This window comes from Streptomyces sp. NPDC002868 (genome assembly GCF_055563295.1).
Genome location: NZ_JBVHDR010000001.1, coordinates 298778 through 318647, shown reverse-complemented (window position 1 = coordinate 318647; position 19870 = coordinate 298778). Strand labels below are relative to the sequence as shown.

The following is a 19870-nucleotide window of genomic DNA, read 5'->3' as shown; positions in this document are numbered from 1 at the left end:
CAGGCCATGAGGCGGCACGCGAGGTGGCCGGGATCGAGGCCGGACTCCATGCGCGCATCGAGGCTGCCGCGGCCGGGCACGACCTGGACGGGGTCTGACCTTTCTGCGCACCCTCGTCGCAGGCCGGAGCGCGGGTGACGCCGTGGCCCGCCGCGCCGGCCGGGAGCCCGCTCCCGGCGCGACCGCCTCACGCTGACCACTCCCGGGCGCGAACGCCTCACCCTGATACCGCTCACGGCGCGAACGCCTAGCGCTGATAACGGGCCAGCACCAGATTCCCGTCCTTCACCAGGCGTTTCTCCAGCTCATCGGCGTCGATCGCGCCGCTGTAGTACTCCTGCAGCGCCGGCGTCGCCACCTTGTCCTTCCACTCCGGATAGCCGCGCACCGACTGCGCGGGCGCGGACCGCAGATCCCGCGCGAGCGCCGCGCCGGTGGCCCAGCCGTCCTTCTCGGTGTGCAGCGACGGGTCGGCCAGCGCCTGTGTACCGGTCGGCAGCATCCAGTCGCCCTTCGCCAGCCGCACCATGTTCTGCGGCCCCAGCATGAAGTCGATGAACTGCGCCGCCTCCTTCTTGTACGGACTGTCCTCGGCGACCGAGAGAGTCTGCGGGCTTACTCCCTGGGCCGGGCCATCGGGTCCTGCCGGGGCGGGCAGCACCGTCCATTCGAAGCCCTTGGGCGCCTGCTGCACAATCTGCTGCCGGTACGAGAAGCCGAGCGGGACCATCGCGTACTTGCCACCGAAAAGGCCGGGCAGGGTGTCCGAACCGCCCATGCCGAGGGTGCTGCGCGACGCGCTCTTGTCGGCGTTGACCTGGTCGTGGACGGTGCCGGGCACCACCCCGTCGCCGTCCGTGAATCTGATCGTGACCTTGCCGTCGTCGCCGCGGTGGAAGAGCCGACCACCGGCCGACAGACCGAGGTTGAGGGTGAGAGACACCGGCTCCTTGAGCGGCCAGGCGACGCCGTACTTCCCCGGTCCCATCTTCTCCGTCAGAGCCTTGGTGACCTGCCGGAACTCCTCCCAGCTCCACGGCTTCCGGGCGGTCGGGACGCGGATCCCGGAGGAGTCGAGGATCTTCTTGTTGGCGATCAGGACGCGCGGCTCCTGCAGGAAGGGAACGCCGTAGATCCCCTTGCCGAAGGTCGTCGTCTCCCAACTCCGCTGCGGGATGTCGGACTTGAGGCGCTCGGGCAGCAGCTCGCTCAGATCGGCGAGATAGCCGCCGTACGCGAAGTCGGCGAGGTCGTCGGAGGCGTCATGGATGATGTCCGGCGCCTCACCGCCCTCGAAGGAGGTCAGCAGCTGGTCATGGACGCTGTCCCAGCTGCCCTGGACGTACTGGACCTGGATGTCGGGGTGGCTCGCGTTCCACTCCTTCACCAGCTCCTTGTTGGCGTCGACGGACTCCTTCTGCCAGGCCAGGGACTGGAAGCGAAGCGTGATCTTGCCGTCGGCGCCGGAGCCGTCACCGTCCGTGCAGCCGGTCAGCAGCAGCGCGAGCCCGGCGGTGAGTGCCGTCAGCAGTCGTACGCGCATCACGACTTCACCGCCCCTGCCAGCATGCCGCCCGTGATCCGCTTCTGGATGATCGCGAAGATGACGAGCGAGGGAAGCGTCGCGAGGAACGCGGCAGCTGCGAGCGGGCCCAGGTCGGCGACGCCCTCCGCGCCGAGGAAGTGTGTGAGGACGACCGGCAAGGTCTGCTTCTCCGGGGTCTTGAGCAGGACGAGCGCGAAGAAGAACTCGTTCCATGCGGTGATGAAGGCGAAGAGCGCGGTGGCGACGATGCCGGGCGCGAGCAGCGGTGCGGTGACCGAGACGAGCGTGCGGAGCCTGCCCGCGCCGTCGACGGCCGCGGCCTCCTCCAGCTCGCGCGGCACGGCCCGTACGTATCCGACCAGCATCCAGAGCGCGAACGGCAGCGCCCACACGACGTACACCATGATCAGTCCGAACAGGGTGTTGATCAGATGCAGGTTCTTCAGGATCAGGAACAGCGGAATGATCACCAGGACGAACGGGAACGCCTGGCTGACCACGACCCAGCCGGTGGCGGCGGTGGAGAGCCTGCTGCGGTGACGCGCCATGACGTACGCCATGGGCGTGGCGATCACCACGGCGATCAGGGCTGCGGCGAGCGCCGCGATCAGGCTGTTGGCGGCAGCCTGGAGGAGGGGCTGTTCGTCGAAGGCCTGCCGGAAGTTGCCGAGGGTCGGGTCCTCGGGGATCCAGGTGGGGTGCAGGGAGCCCAGTTCGCGCGGCGGTTTGAAGGCGGTGGAGACAAGCCACAGGAAGGGGAACGCGAGGAAAACGAGGTAGCACAGGAGCGCGAGGTACTGGCCGGCTCGGCCGGACCTGCTGGTGCGCAGTGCCGTCACTTTTCATCGCCTCCCTTGAGCCGACCTACGAGATAGAGGGCGAGCATCACCGAGATCACCGCGACCATGACGCAGCCCATCGCGGCGGCGTACCCGAACTGGCCGTAGCGGAAGGCCTCTTCGTAGGCGAAGAGCATGGGGAGGCGGGTGCGTCCGCCGGGGCCGCCGTTGGTGAGCACGTACACCAGCGCGAAGGAGTTGAAATTCCAGATGAAGTTGAGCGCGGTGATGGCGAGCGCGACGGGCTTGAGGGCGGGCCAGGTGACGGTGCGGAACCGGCGCCAGGCGCCCGCGCCGTCGAGGGCCGCGGCTTCGTGGAGTTCGTACGGCGTGTTCTGGAGCCCGGCGAGGAGCGCGACGGTGGTCTGCGGCATGCCGGCCCAGATGCCGACGACGATCACGGCGGGCAGCGCGGTGGCGAGGCCGCTCAGCCAGTCCCGGCCGTCTCCGAGGCCCAGTTCGCGGATGGTCTCGTTGAGGATGCCCGCGTCGGGGCTGTAGACGAGCCGCCACATGATGGCGACGACGACCTCGGGCATGGCCCAGGGAATGATCGCGAGAGCGCGCGTCAACCAGCGGAAGCGGAGGTTCTGGTTGAGCAGCAGAGCGAGGCCGAGGGCGAGCACGAACTGCGGGACACTCACGCCGACGGCCCAGAGCAAGCCGATGCGGAACGAGTCCCAGAAGAGTGTGTCGTGCGCCAGGTCCTGGAAGTTGAGCGTCCCGATCCACTCGGTGGGCTCGGTGCGGCCGGCCTGGGAATCGGTGAAGGCCAGCGAGATGCCGTAGAGCAGCGGCCCGACGCTCAGCACCAGGATCGGTATCAGGGCAGGCAGTACGAGGAACCAGGCCCCGTGGTCCAGGTGCCTGACGGGCCGCGGTTTGCCGGGCCGCGGCCTGCTGGGCCCCGGCTCTCCGGACCGCGGCGCTGCGCTCGCCAATGTCACGGATTCGACTCCTTCGGGCGGCTCGACCTGGTCCGCCGCCCCGGCGGCCCCCGTCATCGTGCTGACGGTCCGTCGGTTCGTCAAGGCAGCCTGCACGGATGCGAGACTTTGCCCCCATGGACGAGACACGGGCACGCGAGGTGCTGACGGCCGCGGGGCTCCCCTCCGATGCGTCGCTGCTGGCGCTCGGTGAGAACGCGGTGTTCCTGGCGGGCGATGTGGTCGTCAAGGTCGGCCGGGACGCGGAGCTGCTGGCGCGCGCGGAACGCGAACTGACCGTCGGGGCGTGGCTGAGGGAGGCGGGCGTGCCCGCGGTCCGGCCGGCCGAGCCGAAGGCCCGCCTGGTGGAGGGCCATCCGGTGACGGTCTGGCACCGGCTGCCGGCTGCGGTGCGTCCGGCGGAGCCCACGGATCTGGCGCGGCTGCTGCGCCTGATCCATGCGCTGCCCTCGCCGTCGTTCGCGCTGCCACGCCGGGAGTTGCTCGGCGGCGTCGAGCGCTGGCTGCGGCTGGCGGGCGACGCGATCGACCCGGCGGACGCGGCGTACTTGCGCGAGCGCCGCGACGGTTTCGCCGCGGCGGCGTCCGCACTGACTCCCCACCTGCCCCCGGGCCCGATCCACGGCGACGCGCTCCCCCGCAACGTCCATGTGGGCCCGGACGGCCCGGTCCTGGTGGACCTGGAGACGTTCTCGGGGGACCTGCGCGAACACGACCTGGTGGTCATGGCGCTGTCCCTCGACCGGTACGGCCTGGCGCCCGATGCGTACGAGTCCTTCACCGTGGAGTACGGCTGGGACGTGCGCGAGTGGGAAGGCTGCGACGTCCTGCGCGGCGCACGCGAAACGGCGAGCTGCGCATGGGTGGCGCAGCATGCCCCGGCAACCCCGAAGGCGCGCGAGGAGTTCGCCCGCCGGGTCGCCTCCCTGCGCCAGGACGCGCGCGGGGTCCGCTGGTTCGCGTTCTGACCCGGGCTCAGCTGGTATGCGTTCTGACCTGGGCTCAGCCCGTCGTCGGCACCAGTTCCCGCAACGGCCAGGACGCGTCCACCACCGCCTCGGGGCTGCCCTTCTTCCGCAGGAAGCGCTGGAAGTCCGCCGCCCACTCTGCGTACCAGTCGATCTGACGCTCATGCAGCTCAGCCGGTGTCAGCGCGGCCACCGGAGCATGGCGTTCCGCAATCGCACAGGCCACCCGCACCGCCGCCAGGGCGTCCGCCGACGCGTCGTGGGCGGCGTCCAGGATCACGCCGTACTCGACGCAGACCGCCTCCAGCGTGCGCTTGCCCTTGCGATAGCGGTCAACCGCCCGGTCGATGGTGTACGGATCGATCACCGGGCCGATCGGGCGTCCGGCCAGCCGGTCGCTCAGTGAGGGCAGGCCGTGGCGCTGCAACTCGGCCGTGAGCAGGGTCAGATCGAATGCCGCGTTGTACGCGACGACCGGCACGCCCTGCGCCCAGTACCCCGTCAGCGTCTCCGCGATCTCGTCCGCCACCTCCCGCGCCGGACGCCCCTCCGCGGTCGCCCGTTCGCTGCTGATGCCGTGGATCGCCGACGCCTGCGCGGGGATGCGGATCCCGGGGTCCGCCAGCCACCCCCGCCGCCGCACGGGCTCCCCAGCCCGCACCCCGACGATCGCGGCCGTCACGATCCGCGCCTCCAGCGGCTCCGTGCCCGTCGTCTCCAGATCGAAGCCGACCAGCGGTTCCCCGTGCCAAGCCATCGTGGCCCTCCTTCGTGGTGCGGTGGTGCTTTCCCCCAGCGGGTACTCACCCTCCCACGCGCCACTGACAACTCAGGAGACGGGACGTGAGTCCGCCCATACGGACTCGAACTCCTCACGGTATGTCTGAAAGAGTCCGTTCTCACTGTCGTGCCCCGCACGCACGACCGCCCGCCCGCCGCCCCGCAGCACCAGCACCGGCGCCTCCATGCCCCGTGCCCTGCGCAGATAGGACTGAACGACGGCCAGACCGTCGGGACCATCGCCGTCGACCAGATAGGCCGTGAAGCGGGGGGTCTCGTCGAAGACCTGGATCTCGAACGCTCCCGGGTCGCGCAGACGGGAGCGCACGCGGCGCATATGAAGGATGTTCATCTCCACCGTACGGCTCAACTCCCCCTTCTTGAGGCCCAGTTCGCGCTCCCGGCGCTTGACCGCACTGCTCGCCGGGTTCAGGAAGACAAGGCGGACCCGGCAGCCCGATTCGGCCAGCCGGACCAGGCGGCGTCCGGAGAAGTTCTGGACCAGGAGGTTCAGGCCTATGCCGATCGCGTCGAGGCGGCGCGCACCGCCGAAGAGGTCCTCGGCGGGGAGCTGACGCTGCAGCCGGACCCGGTCGGGGTGGACGGAGACCACGTCCGCGTAGCGGTCGCCGACGAGATCCTCGACCGCGTCGACCGGCAGGCGGTCGGCGGAGGGCACACCCGCACCGCTGTCGAGTATCTCCAGCAGACGTGCGGAGGCGCGCTCGGCCTGGGCGAGGACCGCCTCATTCAGCGCCCGGTTGCGCGATACGACGTTGCGCGCGACCTCCAGCTCGTCCAGCGCCAGCTCGACGTCGCGCCGGTCGTCGAAGTACGGCTCGAAGCAGGGCCAGTGCTGGACCATCAGTTCGCGCAGCTGAGGAAGGGTGAGGAAGGACAGGACATTGTCGTCCGCCGGATCGAGGAGATAGCCCTTGCGGCGGGAGACCTCCCGCACCGCGACCGCGCGCTGCACCCACTCCTGCCCCGCGGGCCCCGCCGCGGCCACCACCCAGTCGTCGCCGTGCACGGGCTCGTAGATGGGGCGCAGCACGGCTGCCACCACGGCCCGCAGCCGCTGCTCCACGAGGTTCAGCCAGATGTAGGCCCGCCCGGCACGCTGGGCGCGCGTACGCACTTCGCTCCAGGCGTCCGCGCCCCAGTCCAGTTCCGCCCCGATCTCCATCGGTCTGGCGAGGGAGACCGCTCCGGGCGGGACGTCGGTGGAGTCCCCCTCGTGACCTGCGTCACCGGGGGGTAGCTCCAGCCCTCCCGAGCTCACCCGCGCACCGCCTTCCCAACCCCTTCAACGATCAAGGAAGACTACTCCGCCTGCGGGACACGGTGCAGCCGGATCGGCAGTGTACTTTCCCAACTCCCTTGTCAAATCCGGCCGTTCTGCCAGGCGAGATCTGCCGTAGTGAGCGGATTCATAGCGGTTGCGTCCTGGGGCGACACAACGAACCCGATGTTGACCGCGTCGTCCACCGCTGTCGGGGCCCCTCACCGGCGATACTTTCGGGGAGGATCTGGGCCAAGTCCCCCCAGCACCCGGAACAGAAGTGGAAGAGTCATATCTATGCAGGTCTGGCCGGGACAGGCGTATCCCCTCGGTGCCACGTACGACGGCGCCGGCACCAACTTCGCGGTGTACTCCGAAGCCGCCCGACGCATTGAGCTGTGCCTGTTGCACGACGACGGCTCAGAGACCGCGGTGGAGCTCCGCGAGACCGACGCGTTCGTACGGCACGCGTATCTGCCGGGCGTGATGCCGGGTCAGCGGTACGGATTCAGGGTCCACGGTCCGTACGCGCCCGAGCGCGGGCAGCGCTGCAACTCCGCGAAGCTGCTCCTCGATCCGTACGCACGTGCGATCAGCGGCAGCATCGACTGGGGGGAGACCGTGTACGGCTACCACTTCGGCAAGCCGGACTCCCGCAACGACCTCGACTCGGCGCCGCACACGATGACATCGGTCGTGGTCAACCCGTACTTCGACTGGGGCGACGACCGGCCGCCGCGTATCGACTACCACCGGACGGTGATCTACGAGGCCCACGTGAAGGGCCTCACGATGCTGCATCCGGAGCTGCCGCAGGAGCTGCGCGGTACGTACGCCGGGCTCGCGCATCCCGCGGTGATCTCGCATCTGACGGAACTGGGCGTCACGACGCTCGAATTGATGCCGGTGCACCAGTTCGTCAACGACCACCGGCTGGTGGACGCGAAGCTGAACAACTACTGGGGCTACAACACCATCGGGTTCTTCGCGCCGCACAACGCCTACGCCTCCTGGGGCGACCGGGGCGAGCAGGTGCTGGAGTTCAAGCAGGCGGTGCGGGCGCTGCACCAGGCGGGCATCGAGGTCATCCTCGACGTCGTCTACAACCACACGGCGGAGGGCAATCACCTCGGCCCCACCCTCTCCTTCCGGGGCCTGGACAACGCCTCGTACTACCGGCTGTCCGACGATCCCCGCTACTACACCGACACGACAGGGACCGGAAACTCGCTGCTGATGCGCAGCCCCCATGTCCTCCAGCTGATCATGGATTCGCTGCGCTACTGGGTGACCGAGATGCATGTCGACGGCTTCCGCTTCGACCTCGCGGCGACGCTGGCCCGGCAGTTCCACGAGGTGGACCGGCTGTCGTCGTTCTTCGACCTGGTGCAGCAGGATCCGGTGGTCAGCCAGGTGAAGCTGATCGCCGAGCCGTGGGACGTCGGCGAGGGCGGCTACCAGGTGGGGAACTTCCCGCCGCTGTGGACCGAGTGGAACGGCATGTACCGGGACTGTGTACGGGACCTGTGGCGGGGCGAGCCGCGGACACTGGCGGAGTTCGCCTCCCGGCTGACCGGCTCGTCCGATCTCTACCAGGACGACGGGCGGCGGCCGCTGGCCTCCATCAACTTCACCACCTGCCACGACGGGTTCACCCTGCACGATCTGGTCTCCTACAACGAGAAGCGCAACGAGGCGAACGGCGAGGGCAACCGCGACGGCGAGAGCCACAACCGGTCGTGGAACTGCGGGGCCGAGGGCGATACGGACGACCCCGAGGTGCTCGATCTGCGCGAGCGGCAGATGCGCAACTTCATCGCGACGCTGATGCTCTCCCAGGGTGTGCCGATGCTCAGCCACGGCGACGAGTTCGCGCGTACGCAGGGCGGCAACAACAACGCGTACTGCCAGGACAACGATGTTTCCTGGGTGCGCTGGCCGGAGCCAGGCACGGACCAGGACGGCACGCTGCTGGCCTTCACCCGGGCAATGGTGTGGCTGCGGCGGGACCATCCGGTGTTCCGGCGGCGCAGGTTCTTCCACGGGCGGCCGGTGGAAGGGACGCACGACGAGCTGTCCGACATCGCGTGGTTCACCCCCGAGGGCGAGGAGATGGTCCAGCGGGACTGGCAGGCGGTGCATGCGAAGGCGCTGTCGGTGTTTCTGAACGGCCACGCGATCTCGGAGCCGGGACCGCGAGGTGAGCGGATCGCCGACGACTCTTTCCTGCTGATGTTCAACGCGAGCGCCGAGGATCTGGACTTCGCGGTGCCGGTGAACCACGGAAGGCAGTGGCAGGTGGTCGTGGACACGGCACGCAAGGAGGGGGTCCCGCCGGGAGAGGGCCCGAAGGTGGCGGCCGGGGAGCGGGTGCGGCTGGTGGGGCGGAGCCTGACGGTGCTGCGGCGGCCCGCGTAGCCGTCGACGCGGCAAGGGCCGGCTGAGCTCGACGTTGTGGGCCGCCGGGCTGCGCGAGGGTGCTCGTCAGGGTGAGAGCCGGTGCTTCGCGGTAGCTGCGGACCATGCGGGGCAGCGGGCGAACGTAGCCCGATCGGCCGATACCGGCGCATGGGCCGATGACACAGAAGCGCTCAAGGTGGGTACGTACGTTCGCATGACGCCCACCGCCACCTACCGGCTGCAGATCCAGCCGGACTTCCCGTTCTCGGCCGCCGCGGATGCCGTGCCGTACCTCGCCGAGCTCGGCGTCTCGCATCTGCATCTGTCGCCGGTGCTCGAGGCGGTCCCCGGGTCGACGCACGGCTACGACGTCGTCGACCCCGCGCGGGTGCGGGAGGAGCTCGGCGGCGAGGCGGGCCTGCGGGAGCTGTCCCGTACGGCGCACGAGCACGGCCTCGGACTGGTCCTGGACATCGTCCCGAACCATATGGCGGCGGTGCCGCGCCACAACCGGGCCCTGTGGGAGGTGCTGCGCGAGGGTCCCCTGTCGCCGTACGCCCGCTGGTTCGACATCGACTGGGAAGCGGGTGGCGAGAAGGTGCTGCTGCCGGTGCTCGCGGGCCGGATCGGGGACGAGCTGGGCGAGATGCGGGTCGAGGGGGACGCGCTGCACTACGGCGAGCAGCGCTTCCCGCTGCGCGAGTCCACCGCGAAGCTGCCGCTGCCCGAGCTGCTGGACGCGCAGTGGTACCGACTGGGCTGGTGGCGGCTTGCCCGTACCGAGCTCAACTACCGGCGGTTCTTCACCATTTCGGATCTGATCGGGGTACGGGTGGAGGACCCTGAGGTCTTCGACGCCACCCACGGAAAGATCCTTGAACTGGTGCGGGACGGGGTCGTCGACGGCCTGCGCATCGACCACCCCGACGGGCTCGCCGACCCCGAGGCGTATCTGCGGCGGCTCGACGAGGCGACGGGCGGGGCGTGCTGGACGGTCGTCGAGAAGATCCTCACCGGGGACGAGCGGCTGCCGGCCGGCTGGCCGGTGGCGGGGACGACGGGGTACGACGCGCTGCGGCAGGTCGACGGGCTGTTCACCGATCCGGCGGGCGCGGCGGAACTTGTCAGTCAGTACCGGGAGTTCGCGGGCCCGGCCGGTGACCGTGGCGGCTACTGGGAGGTGACGGCGCGCCGCGCCGCGTACAAGGTGGTCACGCATGAGCTGGCCGCCGAGACCGCGGCGCTGACCCGCCTGGCGGAGCGGATCTGCGCGGCGGACCCCGCGCTGCGCGACCACGCCCCCTGGGCGCTGCGGGTGGCGGTCCGCGAGCTGCTGGTGCGGGTGCCCGTCTACCGCCCGTACCGCTTCGGCGGCGAGGAGGCGCTGCCGGTGGAGGCGGCGGCCGCGGCGAAGGGGGCCTTCACGGTGGCCGAGGAGGCCGCGGCCGTCGACGTGGTGCGGGACCTGGCGCTCGGGCGGCTCGGCGAGGGGCCCGACCACGCGGCGTTCCGTGCGCGCTTCGCCCAGACGTCGTCAGCGCTGCGCGCCAAGTCCGTCGAGGACACGGCGTTTTACCGCTACGCGCCGCTGATCTCGGCGAACGAGGTGGGCGGGGACCCGGGGCGGCCGGCGGTGGATCCCGAGGACTTCCATGCGTACTGCGCACGGCTCGCGCGCGACTGGCCCGCCACCGGCACCGTGCTGACCACGCACGACACCAAGCGCAGCGCGGATGTACGGGCCAGGATCGCGGTGCTTTCCGAGTGCCCCGACCGCTGGGCCGACTTCCTGCGGCGCATCACGGAGGAGGCGGCCCGCCTCGATGGCGGGCGCGCGCCCGATCCGCACCTGGCGTGGGTGGCCTGGCAGACCGCTGTCGGGTTCGGCATCCCGAACCACGACAGGCTGGAGACGGCGCTGCTGAAGGCGGTGCGGGAAGCGGGTCTGCACACCAGCTGGACAGAGCCGGACCCGGCGTACGAGCGGGCGGTCACCGCGTTCGTGGGCGCGGGACCGGCGGGGCCGCCGCTGTACTCGGCTGCGCTCTTCGCCCGCGAGCTGGATCCGTATGTACGCGCCAACGCGCTGGGCGCGGCGCTGGTGCAGCTGACGATGCCGGGGGTGCCTGATGTGTACCAGGGCACGGAGCGCCAGTACTTGGCCCTGGTGGACCCGGACAACCGGGGGCCCTTCCGCCAGGGCCCGCCGGACGAGAAGACGGCGGTCACACAGGCGGCGCTGCGGCTGCGGCGGGAACGGCCGGAGGCCTTCGGCGAGTCGGGGACGTACACACCACTGACCGCGAGCGGCCCCGCGGCCGGCCACTGCGTGGCGTTCTGCCGCACGGGCGAGGTGGTCACGGCGGTCACCCGGCTGTCGCGGCGACTGTCGGAGACGGGCGGCTGGGCGGGTACGGAACTGACGCTGCCGGAGGGCCGTTGGGCGGATCTGCTCGCGCCGGAACGGGAGTTCGGGGGCGGACCTGTGCCGGTGGCCGAACTGTTCGCGGACCGCCCGGTGGCGCTGCTGAGCCGCGCGGCGGTACGGGAGGGATCCGCGGCGAGCGAGTGAGCAGCCGGTCGCGGTCAGATTGGCCTCAAGCCGGCTTCAGCGCGCGGTGAGACGGAAACTCATCCGGCCGAAGCCCACCATGTCCCCGTCGTGCACGACGACCGAGCCGGTGACCCGCCGCCCGTTGACCGTGGTGCCGTTGGTCGAGCCGAGGTCGCGCAGGATCCACAGGCTGCCCTGCCTGCTCAGTTCGGCGTGCAGTCGCGAGACCGTGTCATGGCTCAGCCGCAGTCCGTTGGCCGGGTCACGGCCTATCCGCAGGGGGTACGGGCCCGGTTCTGGCAGCAGCAGCGGCGGCAGTTTCTCGGCCTGCCAGGCCCTGCGCAGCCGTACGGAGAACGCGGACACGCGGCCCACCGCGGCGTACAGCCGCCGCGACCAGCGGCCCTCGGTGCCGAGGTCGGCGGTGAGCGCCTGGAGTTCGTCGGGCCGGCGGGCGACCAGGGCGAGTTCCATGCGCCGCATGAAGGTGTCGTGCGACAGCTTGCCCTGGGCCGCGCCCTCTCTGAGCACACCGAGGACACGGTCGCGCTCGGCATCCGAGAGCCGAGCGGGATACGTGTGGAACTCGTAGGAGGACGTCACATACGAGATTGTCGGGCCGAAGACCCCGGGGTGTCCAGATGAAGCGGCTTTCCCGAACACGGTCGGGACATTGCTGACCTGCGCGGAAGCTTTCGTGCCTGTGGGCGGCCGCTACTGTCCGGCCGCAGGCGATCATTCCTGGGGGACGGAACGGGGGACGGAAAAAGCGCTGGACGGCTCCCCGCCCGGCCGTCTAGCGTGATCGCGACGCCACGGACCGACGGAAGGAGGCGAGAGCAGTGCAGACCACACAACCCCCGCGCTCCCGCCCCGTCCACCGTGCGTTCGCTGTCTGACCGGGAGCGCATGCCGCACATCTTCCCGGAGGCTTCTGCCATGACCGAACTGGTCATCCGCGCGCTCACCGAGAGCGACGCACATCTCTTCGACACCCTGCCCGACCCGCTCGGTGTAGGCGGCGCGCTGGCCCGTGCCACGCACCGGCCCGGCTGGAAGCGGGTCGCGCTGCGCGACGGCAAGGCCGTCGCGCGGGCCGCCTGGTGGGGCGGCCCCGATGACGAATCCCCCGTCAACGTCAACTGGTTCGACGTCGCCGAAGGCGAGGAGGAGGCGGGCGCCGAGCTGCTGCGCACCTCCCCGTTCCAGGTCGAGTACGAACTGATCCTGCCCGCCGGCTGGCGCGATCACCCGGCGACCCGGGCTGCCGGTGAGGCCCGGATCCGAGCCGCGACCGCGGCCGGAATGAAGGTCCTGGTGGAGCGGTACCAGTACCGCTGGACGCCCGAGTGCGGGCTCCCGGAGCGCCCCGGGCGGCTGGAGTTCCGGCCGGAGCCCGACGACGCCGTGGTCCTCGACGTCCTGCGCCGAGTCCATTCCGTCACGCTCGACGCGCACGCGCTGCGCGCCATCGCCGAGGGCGGGCTGGACCGGGCCGCACAGGAGGAGCTGGACTTCTTCCACTGGTGCCCGTCGCCACGCGAGTGGTGGCAGCTGGCGTACACCACGGCCGGTGAGCTGGTCGGCATCCACGTCCCGGCGCGCAACCCGTCGGGACCGTGCGTCGGCTTCATCGGCGTCGTCCCGGAGCAGCGCGGCAACGGCTATGCGTACGACCTGCTCGTGGAGTGCACCAACTTCCTGGCGGAGCAGGGCGCTGAGTTCATCGCGGGCGCGACCGATCAGGGCAACTTCCCGATGGCCGCGAACTTCGCCAAGGCCGGGCATCCGGTGATCCAGGAGCGGATCCACTTCCTTCCTGCATCATAGGTATTGATCACGCGCGGGGGTGTCCGTAGGCTCCGGGCACCCCCGAGCTGATGGCGAGCGGCCCCCCATGGTCATGGACGATCCCCGCACGGAGCCGCAGCATCGCGTGGGCGGCAGCTGGATATCCGCTCTCGTACTGGCCAACCTGGGCCTGTTCATGGCCTTTCTCACCCCGATCCAGATACTGCTCGCCGAGCAGATCGACGCGCTCGACCCGTCGGGCAAGGAGGTCGCGCTGGGCTGGGCGACGGGTGTCGGGGCGCTCGTCGCCGTGGTCGCCAATCCGCTCGCGGGCGCGCTCTCGGACCGTACGGGCGGGCGCTTCGGCCGCCGTCGGCCGTGGATCCTGGGCGGCGCTGTGCTGGGCGCGGTGGGACTCGCCGTCACCGCGGCGCAGACGACGGTCGTCGGGGTCGCGCTCGGCTGGTGCCTGGCACAGCTCGGGCTGAACGCCATGCTCGCCGGGACCAACGCGGTGGTGCCCGACCAGGTGCCGGTGCGTCAGCGGGCCGCGGTCTCCGGCTTCATCGGGATACCGATGACGCTGGGTCTGGTGGTCGGCGCGCTCCTGGTGACCATGGTGGTGACGGGGATCGCGACGGGCTATCTGCTGCTGGCTGTGCTGACGGTGCTCTGCGCACTGCCGTTCGTTCTGTTCATGCCGGACCCTCAAGTGCCGGTATCCGCACGGGAGTCGGTACGGCTGAAGGACTTCTGGGTGAGCCCCCGGGCGTATCCGGACTTCGGCTGGGCCTGGCTCACCCGTTTTCTGGTGATGCTCGGCAATGCCATGGGCACGCTCTATCTGCTGTATTTCCTCAAGGATGCCGTGCACTACGCGGATCCCGACGAGGGCGTGCTGATCCTGACGCTGCTGTACACAGCGGGCGTGGTGGTGACGGCGATGACGGGCGGGGTGGTCTCGGACCGGCTGGGGCGGCGCAAGGCGCTGGTGGCAGTCGGTTCGGCGGTGATGGCGGCGGCCTCGCTGCTGCTGACGTTCTGGCACACCTGGCCGGTGGCGATGGGCGCCGCGGCGCTGCTGGGGCTCGGCTTCGGGTTGTACATCGCGGTCGACCAGGCGCTGATCACCCAGGTGCTGCCGCGGGCAGGCGACCGCGCCAAGGATCTGGGCGTCATCAATATCGCCAACTCGGCGCCACAAGTCCTCGGCCCGGCGCTGGCCGCGCCGATCGTGGCGTACGCGGGCGGGTACGCCGGGCTGTATCTGACCTCCATGGTGGTTACGGTCCTCGGCGGGGTGCTGGTGTGGAAGATCCGCTCAGTGCCGTGAGCCGCTCAGTGCCGTGACTTCTGGGCGGCGATCGCGTCCCGGTACCAGGCGTACGAGGCCTTCGGTGTGCGCTCAAGCGTCTCGTAGTCGACGTGGACGAGGCCGAAGCGCTGGGACGCGCCCTCGACCCACTCGATGTTGTCGGTGAGCGACCAGGTGAAGTAGCCGCGTACGTCGACTCCCGCTCCGATCGCCTCGTGCAGCGAGCGCAGATGGGCGTCGAGGAAGGCGATACGACGAGGATCGTCAAGGCCGTCGTACGAGCAGCCGTTCTCGGTGATGTACAGCGGCGGCAGGCCGTCGCCGAACCGGTCCTTCAGCTGTACGAGCAGCTCGCGCAGCCCGTCGGGGACGACCGGCCAGCCGAAGTCGGTGCGCTCGTCGCTCTCGATGTCCCGCAGCCCGAAGGGGAGTTCGGCGGGCATGCCGACGCCCGCGAAGTCCCCGAGGGCGTTGTTCGAAGGCGCGCCGACGAGCATCGGGTGGTAGTAGTTCACGCCGTACCAGTCGAGGGGAGCGGAGATGACGGCGAGATCGTCGGCCACCGGTCCCGGCATCAGGGCGGCGAAGTTCTCGTCGGGGTAACGGCCGGTCAGGATCGGGTCGGCGAACAACCAGTTGGTGATCGTGTCGTACAGCTCCGCGCCGAACCGGTCCTCTTCGCTCGTTCCCGCGCTCCACACGGGCGAGTGGGAGACGGCGATGCCGATGTTCGCCGCGCCCGCCGCGCGCAGTGCCTGGACGGCGAGGCCGTGGGCGAGCAGCTGGTGGTGGGCGGCGGGCAGCGCGTCGAAAAGAAGCTGCTTGCCGGGCGCGTGCTCGCCGAGGGCGTAGCCGAGCAGGGTGACCTCGGCCGGCTCGTTGATGGTGATCCACATCGGTACGCGGTCGGCGAGCCGTTCGGCGACCACGGACGCGTACTCGGCGAACCGGGCCGCCGTGTCGCGATTGAGCCAGCCGCCCGCCTCGTCCAGCGGGAGCGGGGTGTCCCAGTGGTAGAGGGTGGGCGCCGGCGTGATGCCGTGGGCGCACAGTTCGTCGACGAGCCGGTCGTAGAAGTCGAGCCCGGCGGCGCTCACCCGGCCGCTGCCGCCGGGGACGACGCGCGGCCAGCTGACCGAGAAGCGGAAGGCGTCCGCGCCGAGCCCGGCGAGCAGGGCGACGTCCTCGCGGTAGCGGGCGTGGAAGCCGGTGCCGCGCGAGGCGTCGGCGCCGTCCTTGATCCGGCTCTGGGCGGCGAAGGCATCCCATCCGGAGGGGCCCTTGCCGTCGGTGTCGGCGGCCCCCTCGGTCTGGAAGGCGGAGGCGGACGCGCCCCAGAGGAAGCCGGGCGGGAACGCGGGCAGCGGCGGCGGCATCGACATGGTTGGTGACCTTAATGGCCCCAACGTCACCGCCTCTAGACCCCGATCTTGCCAGGATGGGAGTCGGCAGAGACGACGAGGGGACCGCCAGTGCTGTTCGAGGTGTGGGCGCCGCAGGCCGAGGACCGGGTCGCGCTGTGGCTGGAGGGCGAGGAGCGCCCGATGGTGCGCGCCGAGGGGCGTGCGGGCTGGTGGCACGCGGAGGCCGACGCGGGCGACGGCGCGCGGTACGGCTTCGCGCTGGACGGCGGTCCCGTGCTGCCCGATCCGCGCTCGCGGCGCCAGCCGGAAGGACCGGACGCCCCGAGCGCGGTGGTCGACCAGGGTGCGTACGAGTGGCGTCACGCGTGGGCGGGGCGCGGGCTCGGCGGCGCGGTGCTGTACGAGCTGCACATTGGCACGTACACCCGCGAGGGCACCCTGGACGCTGCTGCCGAACGGCTGGGCGAGCTGGCCGAGTTGGGGATCACACATATCGAGCTGATGCCGTTGTGCCCCTTCCCCGGGGTGCACGGCTGGGGCTACGAGGGCGTGTCGCTGTGGGCTGTGCACGAGCCGTACGGCGGGCCCGAGGCGCTCAAGCGCTTTGTCGACACGGCGCACGGGCACGGCCTCGGGGTGGTGCTGGACGTGGTCCACAACCACCTCGGCCCGTCGGGGAACCACCTGCCCGCCTTCGGCCCCTACTTCACCGACACCCACCACACGCCGTGGGGTTCGGCAGTCAACCTCGACGCCCCGGGCTCGGACGACGTGCGTGCGTATCTGCTGGGCAGCGTGCTGGCCTGGCTGCTCGACTACCGTCTGGACGGCCTGCGTCTGGACGCGGTGCACGCCCTCGCCGACACCCGGGCGCTGACCTTCCTCGAGGAGCTCTCGACCGCCGTCGACGCGATCTCCGGCGAGATCGGTCGGCCGCTGTTCCTGATCGCCGAGTCGGATCTGTGCGACCCGCGGACGACGAGGCCACGCGAGGCGGGCGGCCTCGGTCTGCACGCGCAGTGGAACGACGACTTCCACCACGCCCTGCACACCGTGCTGACCGGCGAATCCCAGGGCTACTACGCCGACTTCGCCGCCACTCCCCTCGCGGCCCTCGCCAGGACCCTCACCCGCGTCTTCTTCCACGACGGCACGTACTCGTCCTTCCGCGGCCGTACGCACGGCCGCCCGGTCGATGTGACGAGCACCTCCGCACTCCGCTTCCTCGGCTATGCGCAGACGCACGACCAGATCGGCAACCGGGCGCTGGGCGACCGGCTCTCTGCCGCCCTCTCCCCCGGGCTGCTGGCGTGCGCGGCCGCGCTGGTGCTGACCGGGCCCTTCACACCGATGCTGTTCATGGGCGAGGAGTGGGGCGCCCGTACGCCCTGGCAGTTCTTCACCGACCACACCGATCCGGAGCTCGCCGAGGCTGTACGGGCCGGCAGACGGCGGGAGTTCGCGGCGCACGGCTGGGCGGCCGAGCAGATCCCCGACCCGCAGGATCCGCGGACCAGGGAGCACTCCTGTCTGGACCGGGCCGAACGGGAGCGGGAGCCGCACGCCCGGCTGCTGGCCTGGCACCGCGAACTGATCGCGCTGCGCCGTACGCAGTCCGATCTGGCCGACCCCGATCTCGCCGCGGTGAAGGTGGCGTACGACGAACAGGCGCGCTGGCTGGCCTTCCGGCGCGGCGATCTGCGGGTCGCGGTCAATCTCGCCAAGGATCCGGCCGCGATTCCACTGGGCGGCGGCGGCCGTGTGCTGGCCGCCTGGGAACCGGTCGAGGCACCGGGCGCGGACGGCCTGTTGCACCTCCCGCCGGAGTCCTGTGTCGTCCTGGCAGACGACTGAAAACATTTGCCTTCGAGCGCACTCAAGCTCCTACTGTCGCTGCTATGAGGCAACGGAATCTGGGCAGGACAGGTCTGCGCGTCAGCGAGCTCTGTCTCGGCACGATGAGCTTCGCCGACGACGCGAGCGGACATCGCATCCTCGACGCCTTCACCGAGGCGGGCGGCACCTTCATCGACACCGCCGACATGTACGGGCGCGGCGGCTCGGAGGAGATCCTGGGCCGCTGGCTCAAGGGGCGCAGGCGCGACGACCTGGTCGTCGCGACCAAAGTGTGGGGACGGATGGGCGACGCGCCCAACGACGGCGGGCTGAGCCGCAAGCACATCGTGGCGGCCGTGGAGGCGAGCCTGCGCCGTCTCGGCACGGACTACATCGATCTGTACCAGACGCATGTGTGGGATCCGACGACGCCGATCGAGGAGACTCTCGCCACGCTCGACACCCTGGTGAAGGCCGGCAAGGTCCGCTATGTGGGCGCCAGCAATGTGTCCGCCTCCCAGTTGCAGCGCTCCCTCGATGTGGCCCGGCACCGTGGGTGGGAGCCCTATGTGTGTCTCCAGCCGCTCTACAACCTGCTGCGCCGCGAGTTGGAGTGGGAACTGGCGCAGCTGTGCGAGGCCGAGGGCGTCGGCGTCATTCCGTGGAGCCCGCTGTCGGGCGGCTGGCTGACCGGCAAGTACCGGCGCGGTATGGAGTCCGTGCCGGCCGACTCCCGGGAGGCCCGGTTCCAGGAGCAGTCGGGGAACGAGGGCTGGCGCGAGCGGGACACCGAGGACACCTGGCGGGTGCTGGACGCGCTGCACGAGGTGGCCGACGAAGCGGGCCGTACGCCGTCGCAGGTGGCGCTGCGCTGGCTGGCGGAGCGGCCGGCGGTGACCGCGCCCATCGTCGGGCCGCGTACGGCCGAGCAGCTGACGGACAATCTGGGCGCGGTCGGCTGGGAGCTGACGGCGGACCAGACCGCGAAGCTGGACGCGGCGAGCGCGCGCCCGCTGCCGTATCCGTACGACATGCTGGCGCGCCACAGCCACCACGACCCGCGCTAGAGCGGGCCCTCGGGCCCCGAACGCCTTCCGGCGACCGGGGCCCGGGGGCGGAGCCCCAGCTACTCCACGATCGCCATCTCGCGTGAGGTGGTGTTCAGGCGGCGGCCGCCGTCCTCGGTGACCGTGACGATGTCCTCGATGCGGACGCCGAAGCGCCCGGGGAGATAGATTCCCGGCTCCACGGAGAAGCACATCCCGGGTACCAGCGGCCGCCCCTCGCCCTCGATCATGTACGGCGGTTCATGCGTGGTGACGCCGATGCCGTGGCCGGTGCGGTGGATGAACAGGTCGCCGTACCCGGCCTCGTCGATGATCTCGCGGGCGGCGCGGTCGATCTCCTGGCAGGCCACGCCCGGCTGCACGGCCTCGATGCCGGCCCGCTGCGCCTCCTGTACGACGTCGTGGATGTGCTGCTCGGCGGGGCCCGGCTCGCCGACATGGACGGTACGGGAGGTGTCGGAGCCGTAGCCGTGCTTGAGGCCGCCGAAGTCGAGGACGACCATGTCGCCGTGCTCGATGGTGCGGTCACCGGCCTCGTGGTGCGGATTGGCGCCGTTCGGGCCGGAGCCGACGACGGTGAAGTCGACCTGGGAGTGGCCGAAGTGCTTGAGCAGGGCGGCGAGATCAGCCGCGACGTCCGTTTCCTTCCGCCCCGAAAAGCGGATCTTGAGGATCTCCTCGTACGCCGCGTCGGCGGCCGCGCCGGCCGCGGCCAGCCGCTCCAGCTCGGCCGCGTCCTTGACCGCCCGCAGCATCGGCAGCGCTTCGGTGAGCGATACGTACGAAGTTCCCGGCAGCTCCCTCTGCAGGCCGAGCAGATGCATCGCCCAGGCGTTGTCGCTGATGCCGAAACAACCGTCCACATCGAGCAGCGGCGCGGTGACGCCGTACGGATCCTTGCCGTCGGTCCAGTCCCGCAGGGTCAGCGCGCCGGCGCCCGGGGCCCGCTCGGCGTCCGGGGCCTCCAGGGTGGGGACGACGAGCACCGGGTCCTGGCCTGCCGCAAGGACGAGGAGGGTCAGCCGCTCGGTGATCGCGGGCCGGTAGCCGGTGAGGTACGTGAGGTCGGGGCCGGGCGCGACCAGCACTCCGGCGAGCCCCGCGTCGGCTGCGGAGTCGGCGGCACGGACCATCCGGGCCTGGTAGTCAGCGGCGGTGAAGGGCGCGGGCGTCGTGGACAT

At 70.7% G+C, this 19870-nt stretch carries 15 protein-coding genes; 7 read left to right on the top strand and 8 right to left on the bottom strand.

Annotated elements, in window-relative coordinates; translation table 11 throughout:
• Nucleotides 1-247: 247 nt before the first annotated feature.
• The 3 genes from ACZ3H8_RS01450 to ACZ3H8_RS01440 are packed head-to-tail and all read right to left on the bottom strand — an operon-like array spanning nt 248 to nt 3326.
• A complete protein-coding gene (locus tag ACZ3H8_RS01450; protein WP_467396112.1) occupies nt 248-1543 on the bottom strand; it encodes an ABC transporter substrate-binding protein in 1296 nt (431 codons plus the stop codon).
• Entirely contained in the window at nt 1543-2385 is an 843-nt protein-coding gene (locus tag ACZ3H8_RS01445) for a carbohydrate ABC transporter permease (RefSeq protein ID WP_467396110.1), read from the bottom strand. Before ACZ3H8_RS01445 ends, ACZ3H8_RS01450 begins: the two co-directional genes overlap by 1 nt.
• A complete protein-coding gene (locus ACZ3H8_RS01440; RefSeq protein ID WP_467397881.1) occupies nt 2382-3326 on the bottom strand; it encodes a carbohydrate ABC transporter permease in 945 nt (314 codons plus the stop codon). Before ACZ3H8_RS01440 ends, ACZ3H8_RS01445 begins: the two co-directional genes overlap by 4 nt.
• 122 nt (nt 3327-3448) lie before the next feature.
• On the opposite strand from ACZ3H8_RS01440, the gene ACZ3H8_RS01435 reads away from it, so the two are divergent.
• The gene (locus ACZ3H8_RS01435) at nt 3449-4300 is read left to right on the top strand and encodes a phosphotransferase enzyme family protein (protein ID WP_467396108.1); all 852 of its coding nucleotides are present in this window, start codon (nt 3449-3451) and stop codon (nt 4298-4300) included.
• 34 nt (nt 4301-4334) lie between these two features.
• Here ACZ3H8_RS01435 and ACZ3H8_RS01430 read toward each other — a convergent pair whose 3' ends face one another.
• Nucleotides 4335-5057: a 3'-5' exonuclease gene (locus tag ACZ3H8_RS01430; RefSeq protein WP_356229178.1), complete on the bottom strand. Its 723-nt coding sequence runs from the start codon at nt 5055-5057 to the stop codon at nt 4335-4337.
• A 72-nt stretch (nt 5058-5129) separates the two neighbouring features.
• Complete coding sequence (locus ACZ3H8_RS01425) at nt 5130-6362, bottom strand: SAV2148 family HEPN domain-containing protein (RefSeq protein ID WP_307660485.1); 1233 nt, start codon at nt 6360-6362, stop codon at nt 5130-5132.
• A gap of 297 nt (nt 6363-6659) precedes the next feature.
• Here ACZ3H8_RS01425 and glgX point away from each other — a divergent pair, with 297 nt between their 5' ends.
• Together glgX and treY are read left to right on the top strand one after the other, a co-directional pair.
• Nucleotides 6660-8780 (top strand): glycogen debranching protein GlgX, encoded by a 2121-nt coding sequence (glgX, locus tag ACZ3H8_RS01420; protein WP_467396103.1) that lies wholly within the window; start codon nt 6660-6662, stop codon nt 8778-8780.
• A 196-nt stretch (nt 8781-8976) separates the two neighbouring features.
• Entirely contained in the window at nt 8977-11334 is a 2358-nt protein-coding gene (gene treY / locus ACZ3H8_RS01415) for a malto-oligosyltrehalose synthase (protein ID WP_467396101.1), read from the top strand.
• A gap of 36 nt (nt 11335-11370) precedes the next feature.
• On the opposite strand, the gene ACZ3H8_RS01410 is transcribed toward treY, so the two are convergent.
• Nucleotides 11371-11919, bottom strand: a complete 549-nt coding sequence (locus ACZ3H8_RS01410) for a DUF1707 and FHA domain-containing protein (RefSeq protein ID WP_398981372.1) — start codon at nt 11917-11919, stop codon at nt 11371-11373.
• A 336-nt stretch (nt 11920-12255) separates the two neighbouring features.
• Between ACZ3H8_RS01410 and ACZ3H8_RS01405 the strand changes: the two genes are divergently transcribed.
• Together ACZ3H8_RS01405 and ACZ3H8_RS01400 are read left to right on the top strand one after the other, a co-directional pair.
• On the top strand, nt 12256-13146 hold the full coding sequence (locus ACZ3H8_RS01405) for a GNAT family N-acetyltransferase (protein ID WP_467396097.1): 891 nt from the start codon (nt 12256-12258) through the stop codon (nt 13144-13146).
• A gap of 73 nt (nt 13147-13219) precedes the next feature.
• Nucleotides 13220-14440, top strand: a complete 1221-nt coding sequence (locus ACZ3H8_RS01400) for an MFS transporter (RefSeq protein ID WP_467396095.1) — start codon at nt 13220-13222, stop codon at nt 14438-14440.
• Between the two features lie 5 nt (nt 14441-14445).
• Here ACZ3H8_RS01400 and ACZ3H8_RS01395 read toward each other — a convergent pair whose 3' ends face one another.
• Complete coding sequence (locus tag ACZ3H8_RS01395) at nt 14446-15804, bottom strand: GH1 family beta-glucosidase (RefSeq protein ID WP_467396093.1); 1359 nt, start codon at nt 15802-15804, stop codon at nt 14446-14448.
• Between the two features lie 90 nt (nt 15805-15894).
• Between ACZ3H8_RS01395 and treZ the strand changes: the two genes are divergently transcribed.
• Together treZ and ACZ3H8_RS01385 are read left to right on the top strand one after the other, a co-directional pair.
• Entirely contained in the window at nt 15895-17640 is a 1746-nt protein-coding gene (gene treZ, locus ACZ3H8_RS01390; RefSeq protein WP_467396091.1) for a malto-oligosyltrehalose trehalohydrolase, read from the top strand.
• A gap of 44 nt (nt 17641-17684) precedes the next feature.
• Nucleotides 17685-18689 (top strand): aldo/keto reductase, encoded by a 1005-nt coding sequence (locus tag ACZ3H8_RS01385; RefSeq protein ID WP_467396089.1) that lies wholly within the window; start codon nt 17685-17687, stop codon nt 18687-18689.
• A gap of 59 nt (nt 18690-18748) precedes the next feature.
• On the opposite strand, the gene ACZ3H8_RS01380 is transcribed toward ACZ3H8_RS01385, so the two are convergent.
• On the bottom strand, nt 18749-19870 hold the full coding sequence (locus ACZ3H8_RS01380; RefSeq protein ID WP_467396087.1) for an aminopeptidase P family protein: 1122 nt from the start codon (nt 19868-19870) through the stop codon (nt 18749-18751).